We start from the raw sequence: 25,536 nt of genomic DNA, 5'->3' as shown, positions 1-25,536 counted from the left end.
AAATCATACTTTGCAAGAAGTGAATGACTTCTTAGATACAGTCTACGTTATAATGTAGTATTTTGCAAACATTTACACAGAGCAAAATTACTATATTCCAACTGCTTACATAGTCTGTAAGTATGATGCTGTTACTCTATTCATTCCACAAATCCTCAAATACAAACCTAAAATAATTGAAAATTTTGCTTTAACGGAAAATAGTGAGTGATGATACGCTTTTAGCACCTGCTTTCACAAGGGCTTCTGCGGCCAGATGCAACGTGGCTCCGGTTGTATAGATATCGTCGACTAGTACTATTTCTTTGGATTGAATGACCATTTTGTTTTCTACAAAAAAGAACTGCTCCTGCTCGATTCTTTCTTTGCGTGTTTTTTTAGATTGCTTTTCGGTGTGCTCTCTCTTTAGCTCTGTCACAAATGGAATATCTGCAAAATGAAGGAGTCCTTCTGTTTGATTAAATCCGCGCTCTTTTCTCCGCTCCGAACTGATTGGTAGCGGTATTGTGACCTCTTTATTCATTTCTGTCCACTTTGCTTTCAATCGCTCTGCAAAAACTGCTGCAATCGCGTAATCTCCCCTGTATTTATAGAGAGCCATTAGATCCTTAGCGAATTCATTATATGTGTAACAAGCCATATTTTTGTGTAAATAGCCTTGCCGTTCTTTTTTCGCCCATTTTTGGCAATCTTCGCAAATTAACGCTTCATCAGGATCCGCCATCTGTCTACCGCACTTGCTACAGGTAGCATTATCAATACGATATAACTTAGATTCGCACCTGATACAGATTACACGCTCTTTTTCTAACTTAAATAAACTTCCCCAAGAAACTTCCGATATCAACTCTGTTTCACATAGGAGGCACTTAGTTTTCATCTAACAACCCTTGACGCTTTCCAAGTTGATTCATCATTTTTATTTGCGAAATCGCCAATGCCATATTTTTAGAAACACCATTGTGAAAAAATAACACATCTCCACTTGGATAATCAAATTTCCGTCCAGCGCGACCTGATATTTGGACCAAGGCTGATTCCGTGAAAATTCTCCCTTCACTTCCGAAGACGCCTACCTGCACATTTGTAAAGGTTACTCCACGCTCAAGAATTGTCGTTGTAAGTAATAATCGAATCGTTCCGTCTCGCATTTGTTGCACCTTTTCTTTCCTCTCTGGATCCGCCGAATGAACCGTCAAAAGCGGCTCGAAGTTTAGATGTTCAAGGATGCTTGCCACCTCTAGCATGACTTTGATTTCCGGAAAAAACAGTAAGACGGGACAATCCTCGCTCAGCTTTTGTCTCATCCATTGGTGTATCTTGCTAGGAATTTTTTGTTTTTGTAATTCTTTTTTCCAATTCCCTACCCATATTTTCTGAGGAACAGGAAGCGATTTTCTATGGTAACGCGCCGGGACTTTCACAAAATTACGCTTTCCATTACCGCATTCTTTTTGCCATTTTCTGTCTGGCGTTGCTGTAATAAAAATGGAGCAACCTGTTCGTAATTGTGCTTTTTTAACAGCGTATTCCAAAAATGGGTCTTTAGCATACGGAAAGGCGTCCACCTCATCTATAAAAACAACATCAAACGCTTCATAAAATCTAACGAGTTGATGGGTTGTCGCTACTACAAAACGTTCCCCATTGTAAACATCTGTCGAATCGCCGTATAGACAAACCATATCCACGTCCGGAAACACTTCTTGCAACCGTGGAAATAGTTCCAAACAAACATCTACTCTGGGTGAAGCCACACACAGACGCCCACCGTTGACCAGCACTTCATTCATCCCTTCAAACATCATTTCTGTCTTCCCAGAACCAGCCACGGCCCATAAAAGTAGGTTTTCTCTATCCTTTACGGCTTGATGCACTTTATCGGATGCCACTCGTTGACCTGGGGATAATTCTCCTTTCCAAGCCAAGTAAGTATCTCTTTGATGTGAGGTACTCATCACGCTAGGTAAAAAGAAAAGGTTGGCACACGCCGTCATCTTCCCCATTATGATACAGTTTCTGCAATACCAACATTCTTCACTACCACAATGACTGCAAGGAGATTTAAAAAACAGGGTCTCTTGATTATTTCCGCATCTAAAACACAATTTCTTATTCTCATTGATTTGAATCGCTTTAACTTGTTGCATGCCTTTACTATCAAGGGTTTCTTCTTCTGAAAATAGCCTTCCCTCTATTTTTCTCTGCAATATCCTCACCTCGTATACCCATTTATACACGAAATAAAAAATGTTTGCCAATTGCCATATTCCGATTTTCATCCCTGATTACAGCTTTATTGGCATACATTTTAGAGTAATATTTACTTTTTCGGCCTTTTCTCAGACTTTTTATGGTTTGTTTGAACTTTTTTATGCTTTTTATTTTTTCTTGTTTGTGCGCTATACTAGTAAAAAACCTCCTAAACTAATAGGAGGCTGAAAATATTTATTTTATTGTCCATACGAGAGCTAACGAACCTTCACCAAGGTGCGTTGCAATAACCGGGCCGAAATAGCTGATATTAAAATCTACATTAGGATGTGCCTTCTGTAACTCCGCTCTCCAGTTCTCTGCTTTTTCATAGCAATTGCCATGAACAATGTATGCTTGTTGCGCTTGACCATTTTCTACAGCCTCAGCTAAAAGACCTTCAATTCTGCGAAATGCTTTTTTCTGTGTTCTAATTTTTTCGAACAGAACAATCTTTGCCTCCTCAAAATGAAGGATTGGCTTAATTTGGAGAACACTCCCAATAATCGCTTGAGCATTGGAAAGCCTACCACCTCTTGCAAGATGATTTAAGTCATCCACAATGAAATAAGCACCCATAGCATCACGCATAGCATCCAATTGCGCCAAAATGACGTCTAATTCAGCTCCTGTAGTTGCTAATTTTGCAGCCTTCTCCACTAGCATTCCCATAGCCATACACGCTATTTCAGAATCGTACGCCGTAACGTGAATGCCTTCTACCATTGCTCCAGCCGATACAGCATTCTGATAGGTACCGCTAATCCCGCTACTAAGATGGACGCTAATAACTTTATCAAAGCCCTTGTCCCGCAATTTTTCATATAAAAGAACAAAATCACCTGGCGCTGGTTGAGACGTTGTTGGAAAGGATTTAGCCGCCTTCACAATGCCATAAAAGTTGCTTTCATCGATATCTTTATTCTCCACATAAGACTTCCCGTCAATCGTCACAGAAAGCGCCACACTATAAATCTCAAACTTATCGATTACTGCTTGGGGTAAATAAGCAGTACTGTCAGTCACGATAGCAATTTTCTCCCCCATAAAGTCACCTCAAATTTAACGATTTTATCTGATGAATACCCAGCCATTTTTGATTGCAGTCACAACAGCTTGCGTACGATCGTTTACTTTCATTTTTTGTAAAATACTACTCACGTGATTTTTAACAGTCTTCTCACTAATGAAAAGTGTTTCTCCAATGCCACGATTACTTTTACCATCCGTCAATAGCTGCAAAACTTCACATTCTCTGTGCGTGAGAATATGTAATGGCATCTTGACTTCCGGTTGCTGATAACCATACGCGCCCTGTGCATTATTAGTACTAGCCAAATGACGATATTCACGAACTAATTTGATAGCAGCTTTCGGGTGGATATATGCCCCACCATCTTCCACTGTCTTGATAGCATCAACAAGATCTTTAGCGTCCATTTCTTTAAGTAAATAGCCCACTGCTCCAGCGCGCAGAGCCTCTGTAACAAATTCATCTGTATCATGAATAGTCAACACCACCACTTTTATACTCGGAAATTGTCTCACTAGCATTTCTGTGGCATCCAGACCGTTTACAGTAGGCATATTTATATCCATAAGCACGATGTCTGGTCGATATTCGCGCACCTTAGCAACTATATTTTTTCCATTTTCGGCTTCTGCAACTACTTCAAATGAATCTTCTAGTTCTAGTATACGCTTTATACCTTCACGAAATAATTGATGATCGTCTACAATCATGATTTTTACAGTCATAATGAGAAATCCTCCTTCAAAATTCTTATTTTCATATTCGTTCCCATTTTTATCCCTTTAGTAGCTCTAAAGACCACTCAGATTAATTTATCGACTATATTCCTATAGCTTTTCTCTGTATCATTTCATGCTTTTCTAGAAGCCATCGTTCTCATAATTATGTTATGTTCGCCAATTACTTCCTATACAATCCGTGAGAGATTATCACTTGATATATTTCGAGTCTCCCACAAAAATGCCTAGACGATAAAAATTTTATCTATCGAAAGTAACAACGACATTCATTATACCATGAATTTGCTCCCACTTCACCTTTCAAATATGCTACAAACACATTTTCTAACTATACACGCTTCCTTTTTTCCGTTAGAATGTGAAATAAGATCATTAAATTAACTATTGGAGGCCTATATGCTAGAAAAATATTTAACAATTAAGGTAGCTGGGCAACATGAAATAATTATTGAAAAATCTAGATTTATTTGCTCTATTATTCGAGCCACAGATGAGCAATCCGCGCAAGAATTCATTCTTAATGTCAAAAAGAAAAATTGGAATGCTAGTCATAACTGCTCTGCCTACTTGCTTGGCGAGCGTGATCAGTATCAAAAAGCTAATGATGATGGGGAACCAAGCGGTACAGCTGGTGTGCCGATGCTTGAAGTTTTAAAGAAGAAACAATTAAAAGATGTTGCTGTTGTTGTCACTAGATATTTTGGTGGCGTCAAACTAGGGGCTGGTGGTCTTGTACGCGCATATAGTAATGCGGTTAGCGAAACTTGTAGCACTTTAGGCATCGTAGAGCGTTCGCTTGCTATTATTATCTCATGCACACTTGATTACTCCTCCCACGCAAAATTTGAAAACGCGCTGGAGAAAAAAGGGTACCAAATCGCCGGTACAGCCTTCACTGATAAAGTTGTTCTTGATGTTTATGTTGATAGTAATGATGTCGCTTTATTTCAAGAGTGGGCTACAAACTTAACAAATGGGCAGGTGGAAATGCATGAAACTGGGAAAAAATATCGTGAAAAGGATGTTAGCTAAATGTTAGTAGATATATTGCGAAAAATACCTACCGAATTCGAAACCACGCGCACGCAAAATAGGAGGATGACTTTCGATGATGCCGATCAAATGCTACAGGTATGGTCAGATGAAGATGTAACACGCTTTATGAATATTGAGACATTTAGCACAGTTGAGCAAGCGCGCGAAATTATCTTGGCTATACTTCAAGAAAAAGCAGCTAACAGGTATGTTATTATGGATAAAACCAGTGGTGAAATAATCGGCTCTTTTGGCATTAATGAGTTGTACATTGATACAATGACTGCTGAGGTTGGATATGAACTGAAGAAAAAATACTGGGGGTCTGGCATTATGTCAGAGGTTCTCCAAGCATTCATGCAAATAGTCCAATCAACAAGCAACATTCTTATTTTCACAGCAAAAGTAGCTCCAGAAAACGAAGCTTCTATCAGATTGTTAGAAAAATTAGGGTTTCACTTCGAAAAAACGGTATCAGAATTGGATATGAGTACAAAAACCTTAAAAGCTATAAAACAGTATAGTCGTGGAATAATTTAACTAAAATGCTATTACATACGACTTATTTTGCCTTATTTATGATGATTTTAATGTTCTTTTACGCCTTACTTATGTATAATAGAAAAAAGCACCTTTGTTTTGCAATGTTCTTTACTATAACTTTAAAGCAAACGTAAATTTACTGTAACAAACCAAGCTTCTTATCATGGTACAATTGCATCTATTGCATATGCAAATACTTTACTTCGGGATTTAGCTAGAAATTTAATTATAAGGAGAAAATAATTCATGCCTATAAACAAAAGCCCAGCTCCAAGAAGCGCGAAGTATAAACGCCGCCGACTGGTACTTTTTTCAGTCCTGATTCCATTGATGCTAATCGTACTTGCGTGTGCTGGATATGCTACATATTTGTTCAGTTCGGCAAAACTTGCTGTAGATAATTCCTACGATAACGTGAGAAGCGGAGAGGCATCATCTCTACGTAATAAAGATGTTGACCCGATTAAAGACAGCTTTTCTTTTCTAATTATCGGTGTAGATGATAGTACAAAACGACAAGCGAATAATGGCGGTAATCCTCGTAGCGATGCACTTATCTTAGCAACGCTCAATGTAAAAGATAACAAACTCGAGATGACAAGTATTCCTCGTGACTCTTACGTCCATATAGAAAGCAAAGACGGTAAAACTGACAGATATACAAAAATAAACGCTGCTCATGCGTATGGTGGTCCTGAGCTAACGATGAAAACAGTAGAAGATTTGTTCCAAGTTCCTGTCGATTACTATGTTCGCTTCAATTTCGACGCTTTCTTGGAAATAGTTGACGCTCTGGACGGTGTTGAAGTTGATGTTCCCGTTGATTTCACGGAACAAAACTCAAAAGACCAAGCTGGTACTATTACACTGAAAAAAGGAAAGCAAAAACTCGATGGAGAGCAAGCATTAGCGCTTTCTAGAACACGACATATCGATAATGACATCGAGCGCGGCAAGCGACAACAGCTCGTTATGAAGGCAATTATTGATAAGTCCACCTCTATCGGCTCCATAAATAAGTACTCCGATGTTATTAAAGCTGTTGGAGACAACATGAAAACAAATATGACTTTTTCACAGATGCTTTCCATTGCTAAATATGGTATGACGAATGATATTGACATGAAATCTCTCTCGCTTAAAGGAGCAGATGCCCCGCAAGATGGCGTCTATTATTACCAACTAGACGAGAACTCTGTGCAGAGTGTTGCTAATGAATTTGCTGGGCAACTTCAAGGTGTCAATAAGCCATTCCCTAACGCATTACCGTACAGCGAAGAGAATTAAATAATAAGAGGCGCTAAGTATCTAGGAGAATTCTCCCCAGTTACTTAGCGCCTTTTTTTTGCTATGGTCTTTTCCTTCTAATTTTGGATAGTATATTCAAAATCGGACGATAGTTTTCTCCAATTAAACCAATAAATTCTACGATAATTTCTATACAAAATGCTAATAATATTAATAGAATAACGGCTCCCCATGTAGTCGAAAACGAGAATACAAAACCCGTTATCGAAAACAAAATAGCCATACAATAAATCAGTAATACAGTCTGCCTTTGCGAAAAACCTAATGCCATCAGTCTATGGTGGATATGCGATCTATCGGCCATTGAAATTGGTGTCCTCGCTTTTAACCTCCTTATGATTGCAAAAAAAGTATCAGAAAGCGGCACGCCTAAAATAATTAAAGGCACCAGTATAGAGATAAAAGTCACATTTTTAAAGCCCATCAAGGATAGTACTGCAATCATATACCCTAAAAATAAAGAGCCCGTGTCCCCCATAAAAATAGTTGCAGGCGGGAAATTATAAACAAGGAAAGCCAAAATACAAGCAATCAACATAAATGCTACTGGTGCCACAAAAACGTCTTGCAGTAATAATGCCATCCCAGCAATCGTTAGTAAAGCTATAATGGAAACACCGCCAGCCAAGCCGTCTAACCCATCAATAAGGTTCAATGCATTGACAATAGCTACAATCCAAATAAGGGTAATCGGGATTGCCCATACTCCGAAATATAACGGCCCCATAAAGGGAATATTAATAAATTCGATGGTTATCTGTCCCCATAGCACAACACAAAGCGCCGCGCTGATTTGACCAACTAATTTCCATCTAGGTGATAATTCAATAATGTCATCAATGAATCCAGTCGCGACAATAATCACTGCACCTATGTAAACTGGTAAAAAGTCACTTTTATCGACAGCTAGTAGTAACATTCCTACAGTAAACGCCAAAAATATGGCTAAGCCGCCTAGTGTTGGTGTTATTTTTGTGTGGATATGCCTTTCACGAGGCTCATCAACTGCATTGATAAAAAAAGCAAATTTGCGGACTAATGGGATAATCAAAATCCCAATTAGAAAGCAAATAATCATAATCCATATTTGCAAATTAATTTCAGCTCCATCCTTCAGTTTAAAACGATATATTCTCGTCGTTTGCAGTAGGAATCTAGACTTTGTTGGTCTATCTCCACACCTATTCCCAACCCCGATGGAGTCGTTACTTTCCCTTGCTTAATATTGAATTCTTCTTTCGTGATATCCCTCTCAAAGTATCGGTTAGAGGCTGAGATATCCCCTGGAAAACTAAATTCCGTTCGAGAGGCTAAAGCAATATTATGCGCACGACCAACACCTGCTTCGAACATGCCACCACACCAAGCAATCATGTCGTTTTCATAGCAAAATGTAGCTATTTTAAGCGCTTCTGTTAAGCCACCAACACGAGCTATTTTAATATTAATTGCCTTAGCACTATTTAGTTCAGCTGCCTGCTTTACATCCTCTAAAGATCGAATATTTTCGTCGAGACAAATTGGCGTTTGTAGCTGTTTTTGCAACCACGCGTGATTCACAAAATCCGTTACACCAAATGGCTGCTCTATCATAGCTAAATTATATCGATCCAATTGCTTGAGTACAGCAATATCTGATTTACTATATGCAGAATTAGCATCTACCATCAATGATAGTTTCGGGAAATCGCGTCTGATTCGCTCGACTGGCCCTATATCAAACCCCGGCTTAATCTTGAGCTTTACTCGCGAATACCCATCGTTAACATAGTTAGATACAGTATGCACCAACTCGTCAAGATTTTTTTTAATTCCTATACTAACTCCAACAGGGATATTGCCTATTTGACCACCTAAGTAAGTCGTTAACGGTTGTTCCGACATTTTTGAGAAAATATCCCAAACAGCCGTTTCAACAGCAGCTTTTGCCATCTCATTTCCCCGGATAACTTGAAAAATTTGATTTATTTGATCAGGATTGGTGAGATTAACGTTCTTCAGCATAGGTAGTAAGTGATTTTTAATGATCAATGCTGCAGTCTCTGTTGTTTCTTCTGTGTACCACGGTGCAGCAAACGCATCGAGCTCACCATAACCCTCTAATCCGTCGTTTGAGACGATTTTAATGATGCATAGGTGTTTATCCTTCATAGAGCCGTAACTAGTCTTAAACGTCTCTCTAAGAGGCATAACAAGATGATATATAACAGCTTCCTCGATAACCATATAAAAATCACCCTTGCCTTCTTTGTTTTTTCATGGCTAACATAAATCGAGGGATGGCCAATGCTCGTTTCCAGCGACTAGGTTGCGATAAAATGCGATACAGCCACTCTAAATTAAATTTCACCCAAAAACTAGGTGCGCGTTTCGTACACCCCGAAAGGACGTCAAAACTACCACCAACACCCATAAATACACCTTTTTCAAATTTATCTAAGTATGCTGATATCCATTTTTCTTGTCGCGGAAACCCAAGGGCTAAAAATACAAAATCCGCTTGACTCATTAAAATATCTTCTGCGATTGCTTCTGATTCAGAAGTTTCAAAATAACCATCACGTGCGCCTACAATTTCAATATGACTGTACTTCACACTAACATGCTCTTTTAGCTTTTCTATAACATTTGGTTTAGCTCCAATAAAATATACTCTCAGGTTCATTTCATTTGCTTTCTCAAGAAGCCCCAACATTGTATCATATCCAGTTACTCTTCCTTTAAGCGGCTTCCCAATACTCTTTGCAGCCTTAACCACTCCAATGCCATCCGCGACAACATAATCGGCTTGCCGAATCACTTGGTTAAATTCCAAATCTTGTTGTGCATGCATAACTATCTCGGGGTTGGCCGTCACAATAAACCTACGCTTCTTATTCAAAGCAGCGTCCATCAATTCATCTACAAAAGCATTCTGAGAAACATTATAAAATGGAATACCTAGAATCTCAACCGTCCGTTTCATATGTTCACTCCTATATTTCTCATATCTCTAAGTTTATCATAAATATCCGATTCTTCCTATGCTAAAATTATATATTCTCTCCTTATCTCATTATGTAACTGGGAAAACAACGCAAAAAAATTCGTGATTGATATAATTACCAATCACGAATTTCACTAACTTATTCTTAGTTTAGAATTTGAACTTTTACAGTCTTAACGCCCCAATTGTAACAAGCTTGCACGCTATCTAAATGAACATCAATTTTATTACCTTTGATGGCACCGCCAGTATCGGCAGCGATAGCTTCTCCGTATCCTTCTACATAGACTCTAGATCCTAGTGGAATAACAGACGGGTCCACAGCTATAACTCTTGGATTGTCATTTAAATCAATACCAGATGCTGTCACATGCCCCATGCCAGGTTCTGCTTTGCTGTAAGCGGTCGCAGTCACTGTTACGGTTTTAGCTACACTTTTAGATGTGCTTTTACTTGAACTTTGCGTTTGTTTGCTCGGCGTACTAGTTGCCGCCTCTTGTTTTTGCGTTGTTTCTTTTTGAACTACTGGCGTATCCGATTTCGTTTCTTGCTTCGGTGTTTCTGATGCAGGAGCCGTAGTTTCTGTTTGCGTACTTCCAATATTTAAGGTCTCACCTGCAATAATCAAATCAGATGATAGAGAATTCCAAGATTTTAATTGAGCAACTGTAACATTGTGATTTTGAGCAATTTTACTTAGAGTGTCGCCTGGTACAATTTTGTATGTACCTGTGTTTGTGGATGATTTAACTGTCGCAACTTCTAATTTTTGATTTGGATAAATAACGTTTGAACTTAAATTGTTAACTCGTTTTAATTGATCTATGGAGATGTTATTTTCATTCGAAATTTTCCATAGTGAGTCTCCTGATTGCACCGTGTATTCTGCCGCACTAACCTGAGTTGATCCAATTCCAGCCAGGACTATACCTGCTGCAATAGTAGCTACTGTTTTCTTCATGTAATAATTACCTCCTTGATAACTTCGAGAATAATCGTATCATATGGGAGAAGGCATTAGGTTACTAAACCATTAAGGCTACGTAACACACCTCTTGAAATCCTCCCATTATGCGTAACATTCGTTAATAAACTCATTTGAATGAATTTTCTTATTATTTTATTTCAGATTTAATATACCTAGTTAATTGAGACAAGCGTTCTCCCACAAACATGTTCTTACATCGCTTTATTTTTTGAAATAGTTAAGAAACAGAACTTCTTTATATCAATATATGATATTTAGCAAATTTAAACATTTCAAAAATAGTATTCAAACAATGAAATTTGGCAAAAATAGCAGCATTTTTGGACTATTTTTTTAGTATCTATCTATAAATATAACAGTAGATTACAATTGTTATCTCTATTTTTAGCTACTTTCCTCTACTGTCATTTCCGAATCGTCTGCTTTTTGCTCCTTATTTTTACTCAAAAATCTTATTTTATCTACTAAAACCTCCGTAACATATATCTTCTTCTCCTCCCTATTTACATAGTTTCTCGTTTGTAGTTCTCCATTTATCCCAACTAGTGTTCCTTTCCTGCAGTATTCCACTGTATTTTCTGCCTGTTTTCCCCATATCACGCAAGGAATAAAGTCTGCTTCTTGATCTAGCCTACTACCTCTTCCGAATCGGTTCAAAGCCACAGTAACATTCACAACTGCCTTTTCTTCTGATGTAAAGCGCATTTCTGGATCCTCAGTCAATCTGCCAACTAATGTTACCTGATTAATCATATTATCACTCTTTTCTTTTTTAGTACCATCAGCATACCTCCTCACTTCCAATCTGTAAAATACATAAAAAAATTTTTTTCTATGTTTTAGTCTGCCCAAAACAAGTTTTTCTCTTAGAAAAAAAGAGAAACTGTATCTCTAAACAGTATTCAAAATACGAAATTCAATGTTAAGTCACAATTTTATTGCCCTTTATTTTATGCTCATAGTCTGTTATTCTGTAACTCAAGCTAGTTATAGGCCAAACGGAAAAGCCGCGATACAATATCACGGCCATTCCTCTTTTATTCAGCTATATCTGTCAAAGCGAACATGATATCCGCCTCACAGACTAACTCTCCTTCAACTGTTGCCTTTACATGTGCTTTAGCAATAGACCCACGTAAGCGAAGAATCTCAGCTTCTAAGCGAAGTTGATCTCCTGGAATTACTTGGCGCTTGAACCTACATCCATCAATCCCAGCAAATAAACCAATTTTCCCTTCATTTCCCGCTACTTGCATCATAGCTATCCCGCTTGCCTGAGCTAAGGCCTCTACGATGAGGACTCCTGGCATGACGGGGTAGCCTGGAAAATGCCCATTAAAAAACTCTTCATTTGCTGTCACATTTTTAATAGCTACTACTTTCTTATCTTCGAGTTCTATTACTCTATCTACCAATAAAAATGGATAACGATGTGGTAATATTTTTTTTATTTCACTAATATCTAACATGTCATACCTCCGAACAATTGTACATGAATATTAATTCACCCTTCGAATCGACTTCATTTGTGTTAATAAAACCATGCCTTTCATACAATCTTCTAGCATATTGGTTTTCAGGTGTGAAACTTAACAATATTTTTCTGATTTTAAATTGAGCCTGTATGTGCTCTAATAAATAAACTAAGAAGCTCCGGCCAAAGCCCTGCCCCTGATACCTTCCATCTATCATGAAACGATCTAACCAAATGGAATCATTTTCGCAACAACCGTACATTGCAAAACCAACTAATATTTCTCCAGAGTATAGACCTATAGGATACCAACCAGCCACGTAATGAGACTCTAAGATAGAGCAAACATTTGATTCAATAAAGTTCATTTGGCTTGAATCTACAGTCAGATTAATAACATCTTCCCAATTTGATCTGTCTACAAGCTCTATTCTGATAGACAAACTATCACCTCAAATTTTTTAAAGCCAGTTTTTCTTAGTACGTGACGTATTTTCCAAAAGTATTCCTGTTCCTATCGCAACAGCGTCTAAAGGATTTTCAGCAAGCAAAACTGGGACTTTTAATTCCTCAGCTAATAGTTCATCTAAGCCATGAAGCAAAGCTCCCCCGCCAGTCATGATAATTCCGCGGTCAATAATATCAGCTGAAAGTTCTGGCGGTGTCTGCTCTAATACCTGTTTTGCGGCTTGAACAATAACATGAACAGACTCTCTTAGGGCCAACTCAATTTCTTCGCTGGTTACTGTTACCGTTTTAGGTAGACCTGTAACTAAGTCACGTCCTCGGATATCCATGGATTCTTGTCTTGTTCCCGCTGATGCAGTTGCAACATTGATTTTTAATTCTTCTGATGTTCTCTCTCCTATTAGAAGGTTGTATTGGCGCTTAATATATTGTAGAATGTCGCCATCCAGCTGGTTCCCTGCAAGTTTCACAGATTTACTGGTAACAATATCTCCCATAGAAAGAACCGCTATATCTGTTGTGCCACCACCAATATCAATAACCATATTTCCACTTGGTTGGAAAATATCCATACCGGCACCAATTGCAGCTACCTTAGGCTCTTCTTCCATAAATACCTGTTTCCCGCCACTTTGCTCAGCTGCTTGTCGTATAGCTTTTTGCTCCACTGAAGTTATATTTGTTGGACAGCAGATTAAAACTCTTGGCTTAGAGAAAAATCCTTTTAAATCTAGTTTTTGTAGGAAAATACGTAACATTTCTTGAACAATATCAAAATCAGCAATCACACCGTCTTTCATTGGTTTAATTGCAGTTATATTACCCGGAGTTCTCCCTACCATATTTCGTGCTTCCGTCCCAACTGCTAAAACTTCATTTGTAATATTATTGATTGCTACAACAGATGGTTCATTTAATACAATACCTTGCCCCTTCACATGAATCAGGACATTCGCAGTACCCAAATCTATCCCAACATCTTTCGCCATAATTTACAATGACCCCTTTCTGTGTTGTTTCATATGTATTGCCTCATACTACCTCTTTTGCATTATAGCATATTTCTTTTAACATATATATCTTTTCCCTAATTCTAAGTAAGAAAAATATTTTTACAAATAAAAAACTAGATCAGTTAAGACCTAGTTCGTTCATTTATTTTGTTGTTTCTTTTACGTTAACTTGTTCAGAATCGGCCACACGTTCGATATCTGCGCCTAGAGCCTTAAGCTTAACATGGAAATTATGATAGCCTCTATCTAAGTATTTAAGTTCAGTTACTTGTGTGTATCCATCGGCCACCAAACCAGCAAGAACTAATGCTGCTGCTGCACGTAAATCAGTTGCAGCTACCTCAGCTCCTTGAAGCTTAGCTGGACCAGAAATGATAACAGAATGGCCTTCAATTTTCATATCTGCATTCATTCTACGCATTTCTTCAACATGCATAAATCGGTTTTCAAAAACAGTCTCTGTCATAACACTAGTACCTGTACTCAACATTTGGATAACCATCATTTGAGATTGCATATCAGTCGGGAATCCCGGGTGAGGTAAAGTCTTCACATCGACAGCCTTCAAATGTTTAGGTCCAATAACACGCACGCCATTGTTTTCTTCAATGATTTTAACGCCCATCTCTTCTAATTTAGCAATAAGTGAGCTGATATGTTCTGGAACCATATCTTCAATAAACACGTTTCCTTCCGTAATTGCCGCTGCAATCATAAATGTTCCGGCTTCAATTCGATCAGGAATAATAGAGTGATCTGTTGCGGTGAGCTCTTTTACGCCTTCTATGCGAATAACTTCAGTCCCTGCACCAATAACTCGAGCACCCATTTGGTTTAAGAAGTTAGCTAAATCAACAATTTCAGGTTCTCTTGCAACGTTCTCAATAACAGTTGTGCCCTCAGCTAATGTTGCAGCCATCATAATATTTTGAGTTGCTCCAACACTTGGGAAATCCAAATATATTTTAGCTCCTACTAATTTCTCAGCAGTCGCTTCAATGTAGCCATTCTCAATTCTTACGTTTGCACCCATCGCTTCGAATCCTTTTAGATGTAAATCTACTGGGCGTGAACCTATTGCACAACCACCTGGAAGTGCTACCCTTGCTGAACCTGTACGAGCTAAAAGTGGCCCCATAACAACGATGGAAGCACGCATTTTACGAACATATTCAAATGGTGTATCCGATAAGATATCTCCTGTAGCATTCACAGTAACAACATCATCTTCGAAAGATACATCTGCTTTTAAGTATTTTAGCACTTCATTAATTGTGTAGACATCAGATAAACGTGGTACATTTCTTAACGTGCTTGTTCCTTTGCTAGCTAATAAGGTAGCGGCTATAACAGGTAAAACAGCATTTTTGGCGCCTTCTACTTTCACTGTTCCCTGTAATTTATTCCCACCACGGACAATAATTTTTTCCAAAACGAACCCCTCCGCGTATTAATTACTCTATTCCTATTTGATATACATCGCTTAAAATTAATCCTGAAATGTATTCTTATCTTTACTCATACTCTGAACATTTTACCATTAATGCCTACTACATTTCAACACTAATTTTAAGAGAGTTATATCAATTGCGAACATGTATAAACATTTTTAATCAATTTCCGAACAAATTACCTAGTTGTCTCGCTGATATAAAGTAGTCTAGAAAGAAATTACTAATTGTAACTCCTAAGGCTACAGCAAGGAGTAAATATAATATTCTTGCTTGTATCACATGATCTCGGCGTATTAGTTTTTCAAAGTGAAGTGCTTGGAGTGCCCAAAAAGCAATAACGATGAAAAGTAAATGTGAAACCATAACAATAATTGCTTGTTGTCCAATAACTGTATACATCTATTACCTCCAAAATTTTATCAGCCTCTATCATTCTACCAGTATTATCGCTGAATAACAATTTTATATGCTTTTATTGTTTCTTTTCAGAGAATGAAGTAAATGAGCTTGGAGTCATATCCATTCTAAAATGGTTTACTCCAAACTCATTCTGTCTTACTTTTTGTTGTAAGCGTGAATTCGATTTACTGCTTTTTGAAGAGCTATCTCTGCTTTTAGTTCGTCCACTTGCTTGCTCTTCGCCTCTCTCAGTTCATCTTCTGCACGTTGTCTAGCAGCTTCTGCGCGAACGATATCAATTTCTTCTTCTCGCTCTGCAGTGTCTGCTAGTATGTTTACTTCTTCACCATTTACTTCCATAAAGCCGCCATTTACTGCAACCCATTCTTCTTTGCCATCGTGCTTTAAACGCACCACATCAATTTTGAGAGGGGCTACTAAAGGAACATGGCCAGGTAAAATACCTAATTCGCCGGCTTTTGTTCTTGCGATAACCATGCTCGCTTCACCGCTGAAAACAGGACCATCTGGAGTAACAATACTTACATTTAAAATGCCCATGTGTACCTCCTCCTGTTTTTATTAAACTTCAACGCCCATGCTTTTGGCTTTTTCGATAACTTCTTCAATGCGTCCTAACGAGCGGAATGCATCCTCAGGAAGATGATCGTATTTACCTGCAAGAATATCTTGGAATCCTTTTACCGTTTCTTTGACTGGTACATAAGAACCTTTTTGACCAGTAAATTGTTCGGCAACATGGAAGTTTTGACTCAAGAAAAATTGTACGCGACGAGCACGCCCAACAGCTTGTTTATCTTCATCAGATAATTCATCCATACCTAGAATCGCAATGATATCTTGTAATTCTTTATAGCGTTGTAATAATTGTTGTACTTGCGTTGCCACTTCATAGTGATCTTCACCAACGATATCTGGCGCAAGTGCACGTGAAGTCGATGCAAGTGGATCTACCGCTGGGTAAATACCTTGCTCTGTTAATTTACGCTCCAAGTTCGTTGTTGCATCTAAATGGGCGAATGTTGTTGCTGGTGCTGGATCGGTGTAATCATCGGCTGGAACGTAGATTGCTTGAATAGATGTAACGGATCCAACGTTTGTGGATGTGATACGTTCTTGCAATTGTCCCATTTCAGTTGCCAATGTTGGTTGGTAACCTACGGCAGATGGCATACGACCAAGCAAGGCAGAAACCTCTGAACCAGCTTGTGTAAAGCGGAAAATGTTATCGATGAATAGCAGCACATCTTGATGCTCTACATCACGGAAATATTCAGCAATTGTTAAGCCTGTTAAAGCAACACGCATACGTGCGCCTGGTGGCTCGTTCATTTGTCCAAATACCATGGCTGTTTTTTCGATAACGCCTGAGTCTTTCATTTCAAAGTAAAGGTCATTACCTTCACGAGTACGTTCACCTACGCCGGCAAATACCGAAATACCGCCGTGTTCTTGGGCAATATTATGAATGAGCTCTTGAATAAGTACTGTTTTACCTACACCGGCACCACCGAACAATCCAATTTTACCACCTTTAACGTAAGGGGCTAAAAGATCAACTACTTTGATTCCTGTTTCCAGGATTTCAGTCGTAGTGGAAAGTTCATCAAATGTTGGGGCTAAACGGTGAATTTTATTGCGCTGAACGTCACTCGCGATCGGTTCGTCTAAATCAATTGTATCTCCAAGTACGTTGAATACACGTCCAAGAGTTATATTTCCAACTGGAACTGTGATTGGGCTTTCAGTATCAATTACTGTCATGCCTCTTTGAACACCGTCTGTCGAAGCCATCGCAATGGTACGAACGACATTGTCGCCTAAATGGATAGCTACTTCAAGCGTAAGTTCCACACTTTTTTCCTCTTCGGATAGTGCTTTATATTCAACTTTAAGCGCGTTGTAGATTTCAGGTAAGTGATTATCAAACTTTACGTCTACAACGGGACCCATAACTTGGATTATTCGTCCTTCAGTCATGCGATTTTCCTCCTCACTTGCTTTCCCTGATTGGGAACTTTAGGGGTGGATAGACGCGCTCTTAAATGTTTATTCAAGAGCCGCTACACCACCAATAATTTCAGTTATTTCTTGCGTAATCGCAGCTTGGCGAGCACGGTTATATTGTAATGACAGATCATCAATAATATCGGTTGCGTTGTCAGTCGCGCTTCTCATCGCTGTCATACGAGCAGCATGTTCCGCGGCTTTAGCATCCAAAATAGCACCGAAAATCAAACTTTCAACATATTGCGGTAACAATACTTCTAAAATCTCACCTTCTGAAGGCTCGAATTCATATGTCGTCAAATCGTGTTCTGTCTCATTTTCATGAAACTCTGTCAGTGGCAGCAATTTCTCGTTTCTTATCGATTGAGAAATTGAGTTCACATGGTGGTTATAGACGATGAATACTTCATCGAAAACGCCATCTTCGAACATTTGAACCGTATTGCGCGCAACATCTTTAATCTCAGCAAAAATTGGATGATCCGAAATACTTGGTACCTCTAAAACAACATTCATACTGCGGGCTTTAAAAAAGTCTGCGCCAGCTCTTCCCAAAGCGATAATTGCATATTCATCGCTGGAAGTATGCTTTTCTTGAATTTGTTTGTACACTTCTTTGATAGCATTACTGTTATAAGCGCCTGCCAAACCTTTATGCGAAGTGACTACGATATAGCCCGTTCTGTGGACTGCTCGCGTTACTAGCATCGGATGGTCTGCACTGTTACCAGAAGCAACATGGGTTACAACATCTCGAATTTTTTCTACGTAGGGTGCGTAGGCTCTTGCTTTTTCTTCTGCACGACCGAGTTTGGATGCAGAAACCATTTGCATGGCCTTTGTAATTTGACTGGTTTTCTTTGTAGAAGTGATTCGCTGTTTAATATCTATTAAAGATGCCAAAGATTTTCACCACCTTTGTTTCGTTTGTCGGTCAAAAACGGGTTAGGCTTCTGAAGGAACAAATGTATTTTTGAATTCTTTAATCGCACTATCTAACTCTGCTTCGTCAGGCAATGATTTCGTCGTGCGGATCGTTTCCAGAAGTTCTGGACGGTTGTGATCGAACCACGTATTCATTTCACTTTCGAAACGCAACACATCTGTTACAGGAATATCATCCAAGAAGGAGTGAACTAATGTGTATAGAATTAGGATTTGTTTTTCAACTTTTAGTGGTTTGTGTAAATCTTGTTTTAGGACTTCTACTGTACGTTTACCACGTTCTAGTTTCGCGCGTGTCGCTGCGTCAAGATCAGATCCAAATTGTGAGAAGGATTCTAACTCACGGTAAGATGCTAAATCTAAACGAAGCGTTCCGGCAACTTTTTTCATGGCTTTGATTTGTGCTGATCCACCGACACGGGATACGGATAACCCGGCGTTGATTGCGGGACGAACACCAGAGAAGAATAGATCGGATTGCAAGAAAATTTGACCATCTGTTATCGAGATAACGTTTGTAGGAATGTAAGCAGAGATATCTCCGGCTTGCGTTTCTACGAACGGTAGGGCTGTGATCGAGCCGCCACCTAATGAATCATTTAGTTTTGCAGCACGTTCTAATAAGCGGGAGTGCAAGTAGAATACATCCCCTGGATATGCTTCACGACCTGGAGGACGGCGAAGTAGCAAGGAAAGTTCACGATAAGCAGCAGCTTGTTTCGATAAATCATCATAGATAATCAAAACGTGTTTGCCGTTATACATGAATTCTTCGGCCATCGCGACACCAGCGTATGGAGCTAAGTATAGTAATGGAGCTGGTTGAGATGCGGATGCTGTTACAACGATTGTGTAATCAAGCGCTCCGTGTTTACGCAATGTTTCAACTGCTGTACGAACTGTTGATTCTTTTTGCCCAATAGCCACGTAGATACAAATCATATCTTGGTCTGCTTGATTTAGGATTGTATCGATAGCAACCGTTGTTTTACCAGTTTGGCGGTCACCGATGATTAGCTCACGTTGACCACGACCGATTGGTACTAAGGCATCGATAGCTTTAATTCCTGTTTGAAGTGGTTCATTAACGGATTGACGTTGCATAACGCCTGGTGCAATTGCTTCGATTGGGCGTGTACCCGTTGATTCAATTGGACCTAAGCCATCGACAGGTTGTCCAAGTGCGTTGACAACTCGACCGATAAGACCTTCGCCAACTGGAACTTCCATGATTTTTCCTGTACGACGAACTTCATCGCCTTCACGGATTTCAGTATAAGGTCCCAAAATAATGATACCAACATCATTGGTTTCTAAGTTTTGAGCCATACCCATAACGCCGTTTGAGAACTCGAGAAGCTCTCCAGCCATTGCGTTATCTAATCCGTGAGCACGCGCGATACCATCACCAATATAGGTAACTGTTCCAACATCGCTAACTTTTAGCTCCGATTGATAATTTTCAATTTGTTGCTTTATGAGAGAACTAATCTCTTCAGCTTTTATGCTCATCAAATTCACCCCTTGTTACACTGAAAGCCTACAATTTAATTTGTCGCTCCAGGTCTCTTAGTTTAGATTTTAGACTGCCGTCATAGATACGGTTTCCAATAACTACCCGCACGCCTCCAAGAAGGGACGGATCGATATGATTATGAATATTTAACTCGTTTTTAGCCATTTTTGCTGCAAACGCTTTGGATAATTCTGCTTCTTCTGCTTCAGAAAGCGGGATTACGGAATATACATCGGCGTCAGCAATGCCACGAGCGTCTTTTACTTTTTGTAGATAGCGATCAATGATAGTTACTAGATAATCCTCGCGTCCACGGTCGATTAGCAGAAAAATGAAATCTTGTAATACTGGCGTTAAACCACTAAAAACAGTTGCAATCATATTTTTCTTAGCATCATCTGTGAGCGTTGGATTTTCGATTAGTGTGGCGAAATCGGTATTTTGTTCTATCGATTCCTTCACAACCGCGAGCTCCGTATCGAACTGGTCGATCAATTGCTCGTCTTTGGCAACTTCAAAAAGTGCTACGGCGTAACGATTCGCAACTTCGAAATCTTTGCTCATTTGTCATCGCCTAACTTTCCGATATACTCTTGTACAAGTGCTGTTTGCGCTTCTTCGTCCAAGTTTTTCTCAATAACTTTGGATGCGATTAGCACAGACAAGGAGCCGACTTGTTCACGAAGCGCTTTGATAGCATCTTCTTTTTCGCGAGTAATGTCGCTTTTGGCTTCTTCTTTAATGCGTTCACTTTCAGCGCGCGCAACTTTGATGATTTCTTCGCGTTCTTTTTCACCAAGTTGTTTAGCGTTCTCAATCATTGTTTGAGATTCTAAACGAGCTTGTTGAAGAACTTCTTTTTGTTCGGCTAACAGGGCTTCTGCTTGTACACGACTTTCTTCTGCAGAGTCGATTTCCGATGCGATGTGCTCTTCGCGGGCCTTCATGATATTCATCAAAGGTTTCCAAGCATAAATACGGATTAGGACTAACAAAATACAGAATGCTACGACGGTAAAAATAGAATCACCAGCTGTAAAAACGGCTGAACCTAGTGCAATATTAAATCCTAGCACGTTCGATTCACTCCTTTCCATACATTCGCTTTTTATCGTTTCATGTTTTTTGACACATAAAGGAATGGCGAGTTGGCCCCGCCACGTTTTCTAATTACTTATTCATTACCATGAACGCGATAACAACAGCGATGATTGGAAGGGCCTCAACCAAACCAACACCAATGAACATGATTGTTTGTAGCATAGAACGTGCTTCTGGTTGACGAGCAACACCTTCAACTGTTTTTGATACGATAAGTCCGTTACCAATACCTGCTCCTAAAGCTCCTAAACCTACGGCGATAGCCGCTGCAATTGCACCTAATGACATAATAAATATCCTCCTCGAATTATCTTCTAAATTATTTTTGTTTATAAAAAGATTATGAGTTTTGCCTCATAGCTCTGACTTAACTTAGGTGTGGCGAGTGTTGCTTAGTGTTCGTCACTTACTTTGTGCGACATGTAAACCATGGTCAGCACGGTGAATAGGTAGGCTTGGATAGCACCGATAAATACGGAGAACCCTTGCCAAACCACAGCTGGAATGATTGCAAATACGCCAACTACTGGGTTAATATGTGCTAATTGTATTGCGATAATACTTAGCAATACTTCCCCTGCAAAAATGTTACCGTATAGACGCAAACCGAGTGTCAATGTGTTGGCGAATTCTTCCACTAGCTTCAATGGGAATAAAAATTTCATTGGGCTAAAGTAAGTTCCAACAACGTAATGTTTGACTCCTCTAAGTTTGATTCCATAATAATGAGTCAACCCGATAATGAGTACGGCCAAGGTTAGTGTTACAATCGGATCGGCAGTAGGTGAACGCCACCATACTTCGCCACCAACAGCTATCTGCATTGGCAATCCTAACATATTAGCTACGAAGATAAAGAATATCAGCGTAATTCCTAATACGTGGAATCTCCCGCCAGTTTTCCAGTCCATATTACTGTTGATAATGCCTTTAACAAAGTCCATTACCCATTCAATAAAGTTCTGTTTTCCTGTGGGACGCATTTGTAGCTTTCTCGTACAAAAGATTGCAATAAACAGTACGATAACACATGTGACTGTGATCATCAGGACATTAGACAAGTTAAATGCTAATTTCCCTAAGTACCATATTGGAAATTCCTCTTCCAATTTGGTTCACCCCTCTCTCTTTTTAAGCGTTTTTCTTCCGGTAGATGGAATAGATAACAAAATCCAAGAAAACCACGGAATAAACAATGCCCAAACCAATCACCATACTATAAACGTGAAAGAAATCCGGTACTTGTGTCGCAATGATTGTTGCAAGTAGAACGCTTCCCATTCTTGCTGTTGTGCCCATGCCATAAAAGGTTCGCTTCTCGGCAATCGCTTTCGTCATGGCCTGTGTACGTCTCATCAACAGCCAGTAGTTAAACCAACCTACAATAATCCCCAGTTTTAGCCCCAAAAAAATATGTACATGTGGGGTTAGTAACCATCCAGCTACACATATACCAACAAAAGCAATGATGTATTTCTGATGACGATGATACATTCCTATTAGTGATTCTAACATTCCGGCAGATGTCCTTTCTTAATGTTATTGGTATTTCTTGCTCCCCGTCTGTAAAATGTGACTCGGATTTTAAGACAGAAGTAAGCTTGGAGTTTGTGATTTCTTACACATTACCCGTTTGCTAACAAAAAATTAAACACAGCTGTAAGCCTTATCAGTGCGTTAGTTTTTAGCATACAATAGGCAAAAGTAAAAAGTCAATATCTTTTCACAAATTCCGTACCTACTTGATAACAATTCTACCACAATAACACTGCTTCAAGGAAATAATGCGAATTGATTTTTAACATTTTTTTGAAAAATCATATAGGTTGCTCTGATTTCGCTAGTACAGGCATTATTTGGATTTGATTTCAGAGTAGTTTATCGCACGCTACACCTCCATATTCCTTAGAAAGCTTAGATGTTGTTTAGACTTTCACATAAATTGTACAAAAAAAGCTCTCACCTGACTTGGCAAAAGACTTTCGGCAAGATACGTGTTTGCGAAAGCTCCTTCCAGTGAAAAAAATAGCTAGACACGTATGACTTGAATATGAAGTTATAATTACCCAGCACACTTGGGTCAATTCTGTCCACGCCCTTATTTTCGGACGTCGGCGGGATTGAGACAGTGCTGACTTGCAGCAATTATCCCTTACGCATTTCATGAACAGCTAAATCTCATGCTCTTTTGTAATAACATTGTTCATCTTAACACAATCCGCTGTAAAGCTCTAGCGAAAACTTGCCTCGTAATATATCTGTAATAATGATGCGCTTCCATTGGGATTTCTTGTTTTTTCATAGGTTTTTAGGCGTAATAAAACGGATTATTCATAGAAAATAAAAAGACCATCTTTCGCGTAAAATTTTGAAACGAAAGATGATCGGATTCTTTTTTATACGGTGTAGTCTGATGGGCGTTCAGTTGTTTTTTGGAAATGGAACTTGATGGCTTCTAAAATTCGTGCGGATGCTTCGCCGTCTCCGTATGGATTGCTTGCATTCGCCATTTTAAGATAGGCATCTTTATTGTCCAGTAAATCGAACGCTTCTTTTTTCAGGTCTTCTTTGGCCGTGCCGATAAGTTTCAGCGTTCCTGCTTCCACGCCTTCTGGACGCTCGGTTGTATCGCGTAGCACTAAAACGGGAACTCCCATTCCAGGCGCTTCTTCTTGTACGCCACCTGAATCGGTAAAGACAAGATACGATTTTTTCAAGAAATTGTGGAAATCGATTGCGTCTAGTGGCTCGATGAGATGGATGCGTGGATGCCCACCAAGAATTGCCGTTGCTTTTTCACGAACGGCAGGGTTCATATGCATTGGGTATACGATTTCAACGTCTTCGCGCGACTCGGCAATTTCACGAACGGCTTCAAAAATACCTTGCATCGGTGCCCCTAGATTTTCACGACGATGTGCCGTCATTAGAATTAAGCGGTTATCGCCTAGCCCATCTAAAATTGGATGATGGTAGTCTTCTTGAACTGTTGTTTTCAGTGCATCGATCGCGGTATTACCTGTGACAAAAATAGTATCAGGATTCTTACCTTCATCTAGCAGGTTTTGCTTCGATTGTGACGTCGGCGAGAAATGTAAATCCGCCATAACGCCTGTCAATTGACGGTTCATCTCTTCTGGAAATGGTGAGTATTTATTCCATGTCCGCAAGCCTGCCTCTACGTGTCCAATAGCTGTTTGGTTGTAGAAAGCTGCCAGTGCCGCCGCAAAACTTGTTGTCGTGTCGCCGTGAACTAGGACGATATCTGGTTTTTCTTCGGCGATTACTTCATTCAAACCTTGCATCGCGCGTGTTGTAATGTCGGTTAACGTTTGTTGTTTTTGCATGATGTTTAAATCTACGTCGGGTTGCACGTTGAAAATATCCAACACTTGGTCTAACATTTCGCGATGTTGCGCGGTGATGACTACGCGGGACTCGAAAAACTCTTTTTGTTTCTCAAATTCTAAAACTAGTGGTGCCATTTTTATTGCTTCTGGTCGTGTTCCGAAAACACTCATTACTTTAATTTTACTCATCGTTCCCCAACCCTTTCTGAAAAAACGAGGAAACCTCTGCTTCCCCGTTCTTGAATCTCTATTATTTTGTACCAAACAAGCGGTCACCAGCGTCGCCTAAGCCTGGAATAATGTAGCCGTGTTCGTCGAGTTTTTCATCTAAGCCGGCAACGAAAATATCCACGTCTGGATGTGCCTCTTGTAATGCTTTAATTCCCTCTGGAGCGGCAACTAAACACATGAATTTCATGTTTTTCGCGCCACGTTTCTTCAAGCAGTCGATGGCCATGATTGCGGAACCACCAGTTGCAAGCATTGGATCAACTACGATGAATAGACGCTCTTCCACGTCAGATGGTAGTTTCACGAAATACTCGACTGGTTCTAATGTGTCATGATCGCGGTAGAGCCCAACATGCCCCACTTTTGCAGCGGGAATTAGTGTTAGAATTCCGTCTGCCATGCCAAGACCTGCGCGCAAAATTGGAACCACGCCTAATTTCTTACCTGCGATTGTTTTTGCGGGTGTTCTTTGTAGCGGTGTTTCAACAAATGTGTCTTCTAGCTCGACGTCGCGTGTAATTTCATACGCCATTAATGTCGCGACTTCGTTTACTAGTTCACGGAATGCTTTCGTTCCTGTGTCTTTGTCGCGGATAATTGTTAATTTATGCTGAACTAATGGGTGATCTATTACGTGTACTTTTGCCATTGTATTCGCTCCTTTAAGG

The 25,536-nt window shown here is 39.5% G+C and carries 26 protein-coding genes and 2 pseudogenes; 3 read left to right on the top strand and 25 right to left on the bottom strand.

Translation table 11 applies throughout. The annotated features are described in order from the left end of the window. Positions 1 to 190: 190 nt before the first annotated feature. The 4 genes from EP58_RS02680 to EP58_RS02665 form a co-directional block, all read right to left on the bottom strand. Positions 191 to 724 carry a ComF family protein gene (locus EP58_RS02680; protein WP_159106205.1) on the bottom strand — a complete coding sequence of 178 codons (534 nt, stop codon included), beginning with the start codon at positions 722 to 724 and terminating at the stop codon, positions 191 to 193. A gap of 145 nt (positions 725 to 869) precedes the next feature. Then, positions 870 to 2,150 carry an ATP-dependent helicase ComFA gene (locus EP58_RS02675; RefSeq protein ID WP_052164769.1) on the bottom strand — a complete coding sequence of 427 codons (1,281 nt, stop codon included), beginning with the start codon at positions 2,148 to 2,150 and terminating at the stop codon, positions 870 to 872. A gap of 298 nt (positions 2,151 to 2,448) precedes the next feature. After that, positions 2,449 to 3,300 (bottom strand): DegV family protein, encoded by an 852-nt coding sequence (locus tag EP58_RS02670; RefSeq protein ID WP_036089710.1) that lies wholly within the window; start codon positions 3,298 to 3,300, stop codon positions 2,449 to 2,451. A 24-nt stretch (positions 3,301 to 3,324) separates the two neighbouring features. Further along, positions 3,325 to 4,011 (bottom strand): response regulator transcription factor, encoded by a 687-nt coding sequence (locus tag EP58_RS02665; protein WP_036087343.1) that lies wholly within the window; start codon positions 4,009 to 4,011, stop codon positions 3,325 to 3,327. 411 nt (positions 4,012 to 4,422) lie between these two features. Here EP58_RS02665 and EP58_RS02660 point away from each other — a divergent pair, with 411 nt between their 5' ends. From EP58_RS02660 to EP58_RS02650, 3 genes are all read left to right on the top strand, one after another. Continuing rightward, a complete protein-coding gene (locus EP58_RS02660; protein ID WP_036089708.1) occupies positions 4,423 to 5,058 on the top strand; it encodes a YigZ family protein in 636 nt (211 codons plus the stop codon). After that, on the top strand, positions 5,059 to 5,601 hold the full coding sequence (locus tag EP58_RS02655) for a GNAT family N-acetyltransferase (protein WP_052164767.1): 543 nt from the start codon (positions 5,059 to 5,061) through the stop codon (positions 5,599 to 5,601). A gap of 249 nt (positions 5,602 to 5,850) precedes the next feature. After that, positions 5,851 to 6,891, top strand: a complete 1,041-nt coding sequence (locus EP58_RS02650) for an LCP family protein (protein WP_036089706.1) — start codon at positions 5,851 to 5,853, stop codon at positions 6,889 to 6,891. 61 nt (positions 6,892 to 6,952) lie between these two features. On the opposite strand, the gene EP58_RS02645 is transcribed toward EP58_RS02650, so the two are convergent. From EP58_RS02645 to upp, 21 genes and pseudogenes are all read right to left on the bottom strand, one after another. After that, positions 6,953 to 7,990 (bottom strand): glycosyltransferase family 4 protein, encoded by a 1,038-nt coding sequence (locus EP58_RS02645; protein WP_373862733.1) that lies wholly within the window; start codon positions 7,988 to 7,990, stop codon positions 6,953 to 6,955. A 22-nt stretch (positions 7,991 to 8,012) separates the two neighbouring features. Beyond that, a pseudogene (gene menC, locus EP58_RS02640) lies at positions 8,013 to 9,138 on the bottom strand (o-succinylbenzoate synthase). 7 nt (positions 9,139 to 9,145) lie between these two features. Next, complete coding sequence (locus tag EP58_RS02635; RefSeq protein ID WP_036089699.1) at positions 9,146 to 9,877, bottom strand: WecB/TagA/CpsF family glycosyltransferase; 732 nt, start codon at positions 9,875 to 9,877, stop codon at positions 9,146 to 9,148. 166 nt (positions 9,878 to 10,043) lie between these two features. Beyond that, a complete protein-coding gene (locus EP58_RS02630) occupies positions 10,044 to 10,859 on the bottom strand; it encodes a LysM peptidoglycan-binding and 3D domain-containing protein (RefSeq protein WP_036089698.1) in 816 nt (271 codons plus the stop codon). Between the two features lie 411 nt (positions 10,860 to 11,270). Further along, positions 11,271 to 11,639, bottom strand: coding sequence for a single-stranded DNA-binding protein (locus EP58_RS02625; protein WP_036089793.1), 369 nt, complete (start codon positions 11,637 to 11,639; stop codon positions 11,271 to 11,273). 284 nt (positions 11,640 to 11,923) lie between these two features. After that, positions 11,924 to 12,355 carry a 3-hydroxyacyl-ACP dehydratase FabZ gene (gene fabZ / locus EP58_RS02620; RefSeq protein ID WP_036089696.1) on the bottom strand — a complete coding sequence of 144 codons (432 nt, stop codon included), beginning with the start codon at positions 12,353 to 12,355 and terminating at the stop codon, positions 11,924 to 11,926. Position 12,356: 1 nt separating this feature from the next. Next, positions 12,357 to 12,803, bottom strand: a complete 447-nt coding sequence (locus tag EP58_RS02615) for a GNAT family N-acetyltransferase (protein ID WP_036089694.1) — start codon at positions 12,801 to 12,803, stop codon at positions 12,357 to 12,359. An 18-nt stretch (positions 12,804 to 12,821) separates the two neighbouring features. Further along, complete coding sequence (gene mreB, locus EP58_RS02610) at positions 12,822 to 13,817, bottom strand: rod shape-determining protein (RefSeq protein ID WP_036089693.1); 996 nt, start codon at positions 13,815 to 13,817, stop codon at positions 12,822 to 12,824. 166 nt (positions 13,818 to 13,983) lie between these two features. Beyond that, complete coding sequence (gene murA, locus EP58_RS02605) at positions 13,984 to 15,273, bottom strand: UDP-N-acetylglucosamine 1-carboxyvinyltransferase (RefSeq protein WP_036089691.1); 1,290 nt, start codon at positions 15,271 to 15,273, stop codon at positions 13,984 to 13,986. Between the two features lie 181 nt (positions 15,274 to 15,454). After that, positions 15,455 to 15,694, bottom strand: coding sequence for a DUF1146 family protein (locus tag EP58_RS02600; protein ID WP_036089689.1), 240 nt, complete (start codon positions 15,692 to 15,694; stop codon positions 15,455 to 15,457). A 156-nt stretch (positions 15,695 to 15,850) separates the two neighbouring features. Next, complete coding sequence (locus tag EP58_RS02595) at positions 15,851 to 16,255, bottom strand: F0F1 ATP synthase subunit epsilon (RefSeq protein WP_036076640.1); 405 nt, start codon at positions 16,253 to 16,255, stop codon at positions 15,851 to 15,853. Positions 16,256 to 16,276: 21 nt separating this feature from the next. Then, positions 16,277 to 17,695, bottom strand: a complete 1,419-nt coding sequence (atpD, locus tag EP58_RS02590; protein WP_036089688.1) for a F0F1 ATP synthase subunit beta — start codon at positions 17,693 to 17,695, stop codon at positions 16,277 to 16,279. A gap of 69 nt (positions 17,696 to 17,764) precedes the next feature. After that, complete coding sequence (locus EP58_RS02585; protein WP_036089685.1) at positions 17,765 to 18,628, bottom strand: F0F1 ATP synthase subunit gamma; 864 nt, start codon at positions 18,626 to 18,628, stop codon at positions 17,765 to 17,767. Positions 18,629 to 18,670: 42 nt separating this feature from the next. Then, positions 18,671 to 20,182, bottom strand: coding sequence for a F0F1 ATP synthase subunit alpha (gene atpA / locus EP58_RS02580; RefSeq protein WP_036089684.1), 1,512 nt, complete (start codon positions 20,180 to 20,182; stop codon positions 18,671 to 18,673). Between the two features lie 28 nt (positions 20,183 to 20,210). Further along, the gene (locus EP58_RS02575; RefSeq protein WP_036089681.1) at positions 20,211 to 20,750 is read right to left on the bottom strand and encodes a F0F1 ATP synthase subunit delta; all 540 of its coding nucleotides are present in this window, start codon (positions 20,748 to 20,750) and stop codon (positions 20,211 to 20,213) included. Beyond that, positions 20,747 to 21,283, bottom strand: a complete 537-nt coding sequence (atpF, locus tag EP58_RS02570) for a F0F1 ATP synthase subunit B (protein WP_052164766.1) — start codon at positions 21,281 to 21,283, stop codon at positions 20,747 to 20,749. Before atpF ends, EP58_RS02575 begins: the two co-directional genes overlap by 4 nt. A 73-nt stretch (positions 21,284 to 21,356) precedes the next feature. After that, positions 21,357 to 21,575, bottom strand: coding sequence for a F0F1 ATP synthase subunit C (gene atpE / locus EP58_RS02565; RefSeq protein ID WP_036065649.1), 219 nt, complete (start codon positions 21,573 to 21,575; stop codon positions 21,357 to 21,359). A gap of 104 nt (positions 21,576 to 21,679) precedes the next feature. Beyond that, on the bottom strand, positions 21,680 to 22,396 hold the full coding sequence (atpB, locus tag EP58_RS02560) for a F0F1 ATP synthase subunit A (RefSeq protein ID WP_036089676.1): 717 nt from the start codon (positions 22,394 to 22,396) through the stop codon (positions 21,680 to 21,682). A gap of 6 nt (positions 22,397 to 22,402) precedes the next feature. Further along, positions 22,403 to 22,802, bottom strand: a pseudogene (locus EP58_RS02555) (ATP synthase subunit I). An 881-nt stretch (positions 22,803 to 23,683) separates the two neighbouring features. Then, complete coding sequence (wecB, locus tag EP58_RS02550) at positions 23,684 to 24,826, bottom strand: non-hydrolyzing UDP-N-acetylglucosamine 2-epimerase (protein WP_036089672.1); 1,143 nt, start codon at positions 24,824 to 24,826, stop codon at positions 23,684 to 23,686. A 61-nt stretch (positions 24,827 to 24,887) separates the two neighbouring features. After that, a complete protein-coding gene (gene upp / locus EP58_RS02545; RefSeq protein ID WP_036089667.1) occupies positions 24,888 to 25,517 on the bottom strand; it encodes a uracil phosphoribosyltransferase in 630 nt (209 codons plus the stop codon). Between the last annotated feature and the right edge of the window lie 19 nt (positions 25,518 to 25,536).

This window comes from Paenilisteria newyorkensis (assembly GCF_000766145.1).
GTDB lineage: Bacteria > Bacillota > Bacilli > Lactobacillales > Listeriaceae > Listeria_A > Listeria_A newyorkensis.
This window is presented reverse-complemented; position numbering and strand designations above follow the sequence as displayed.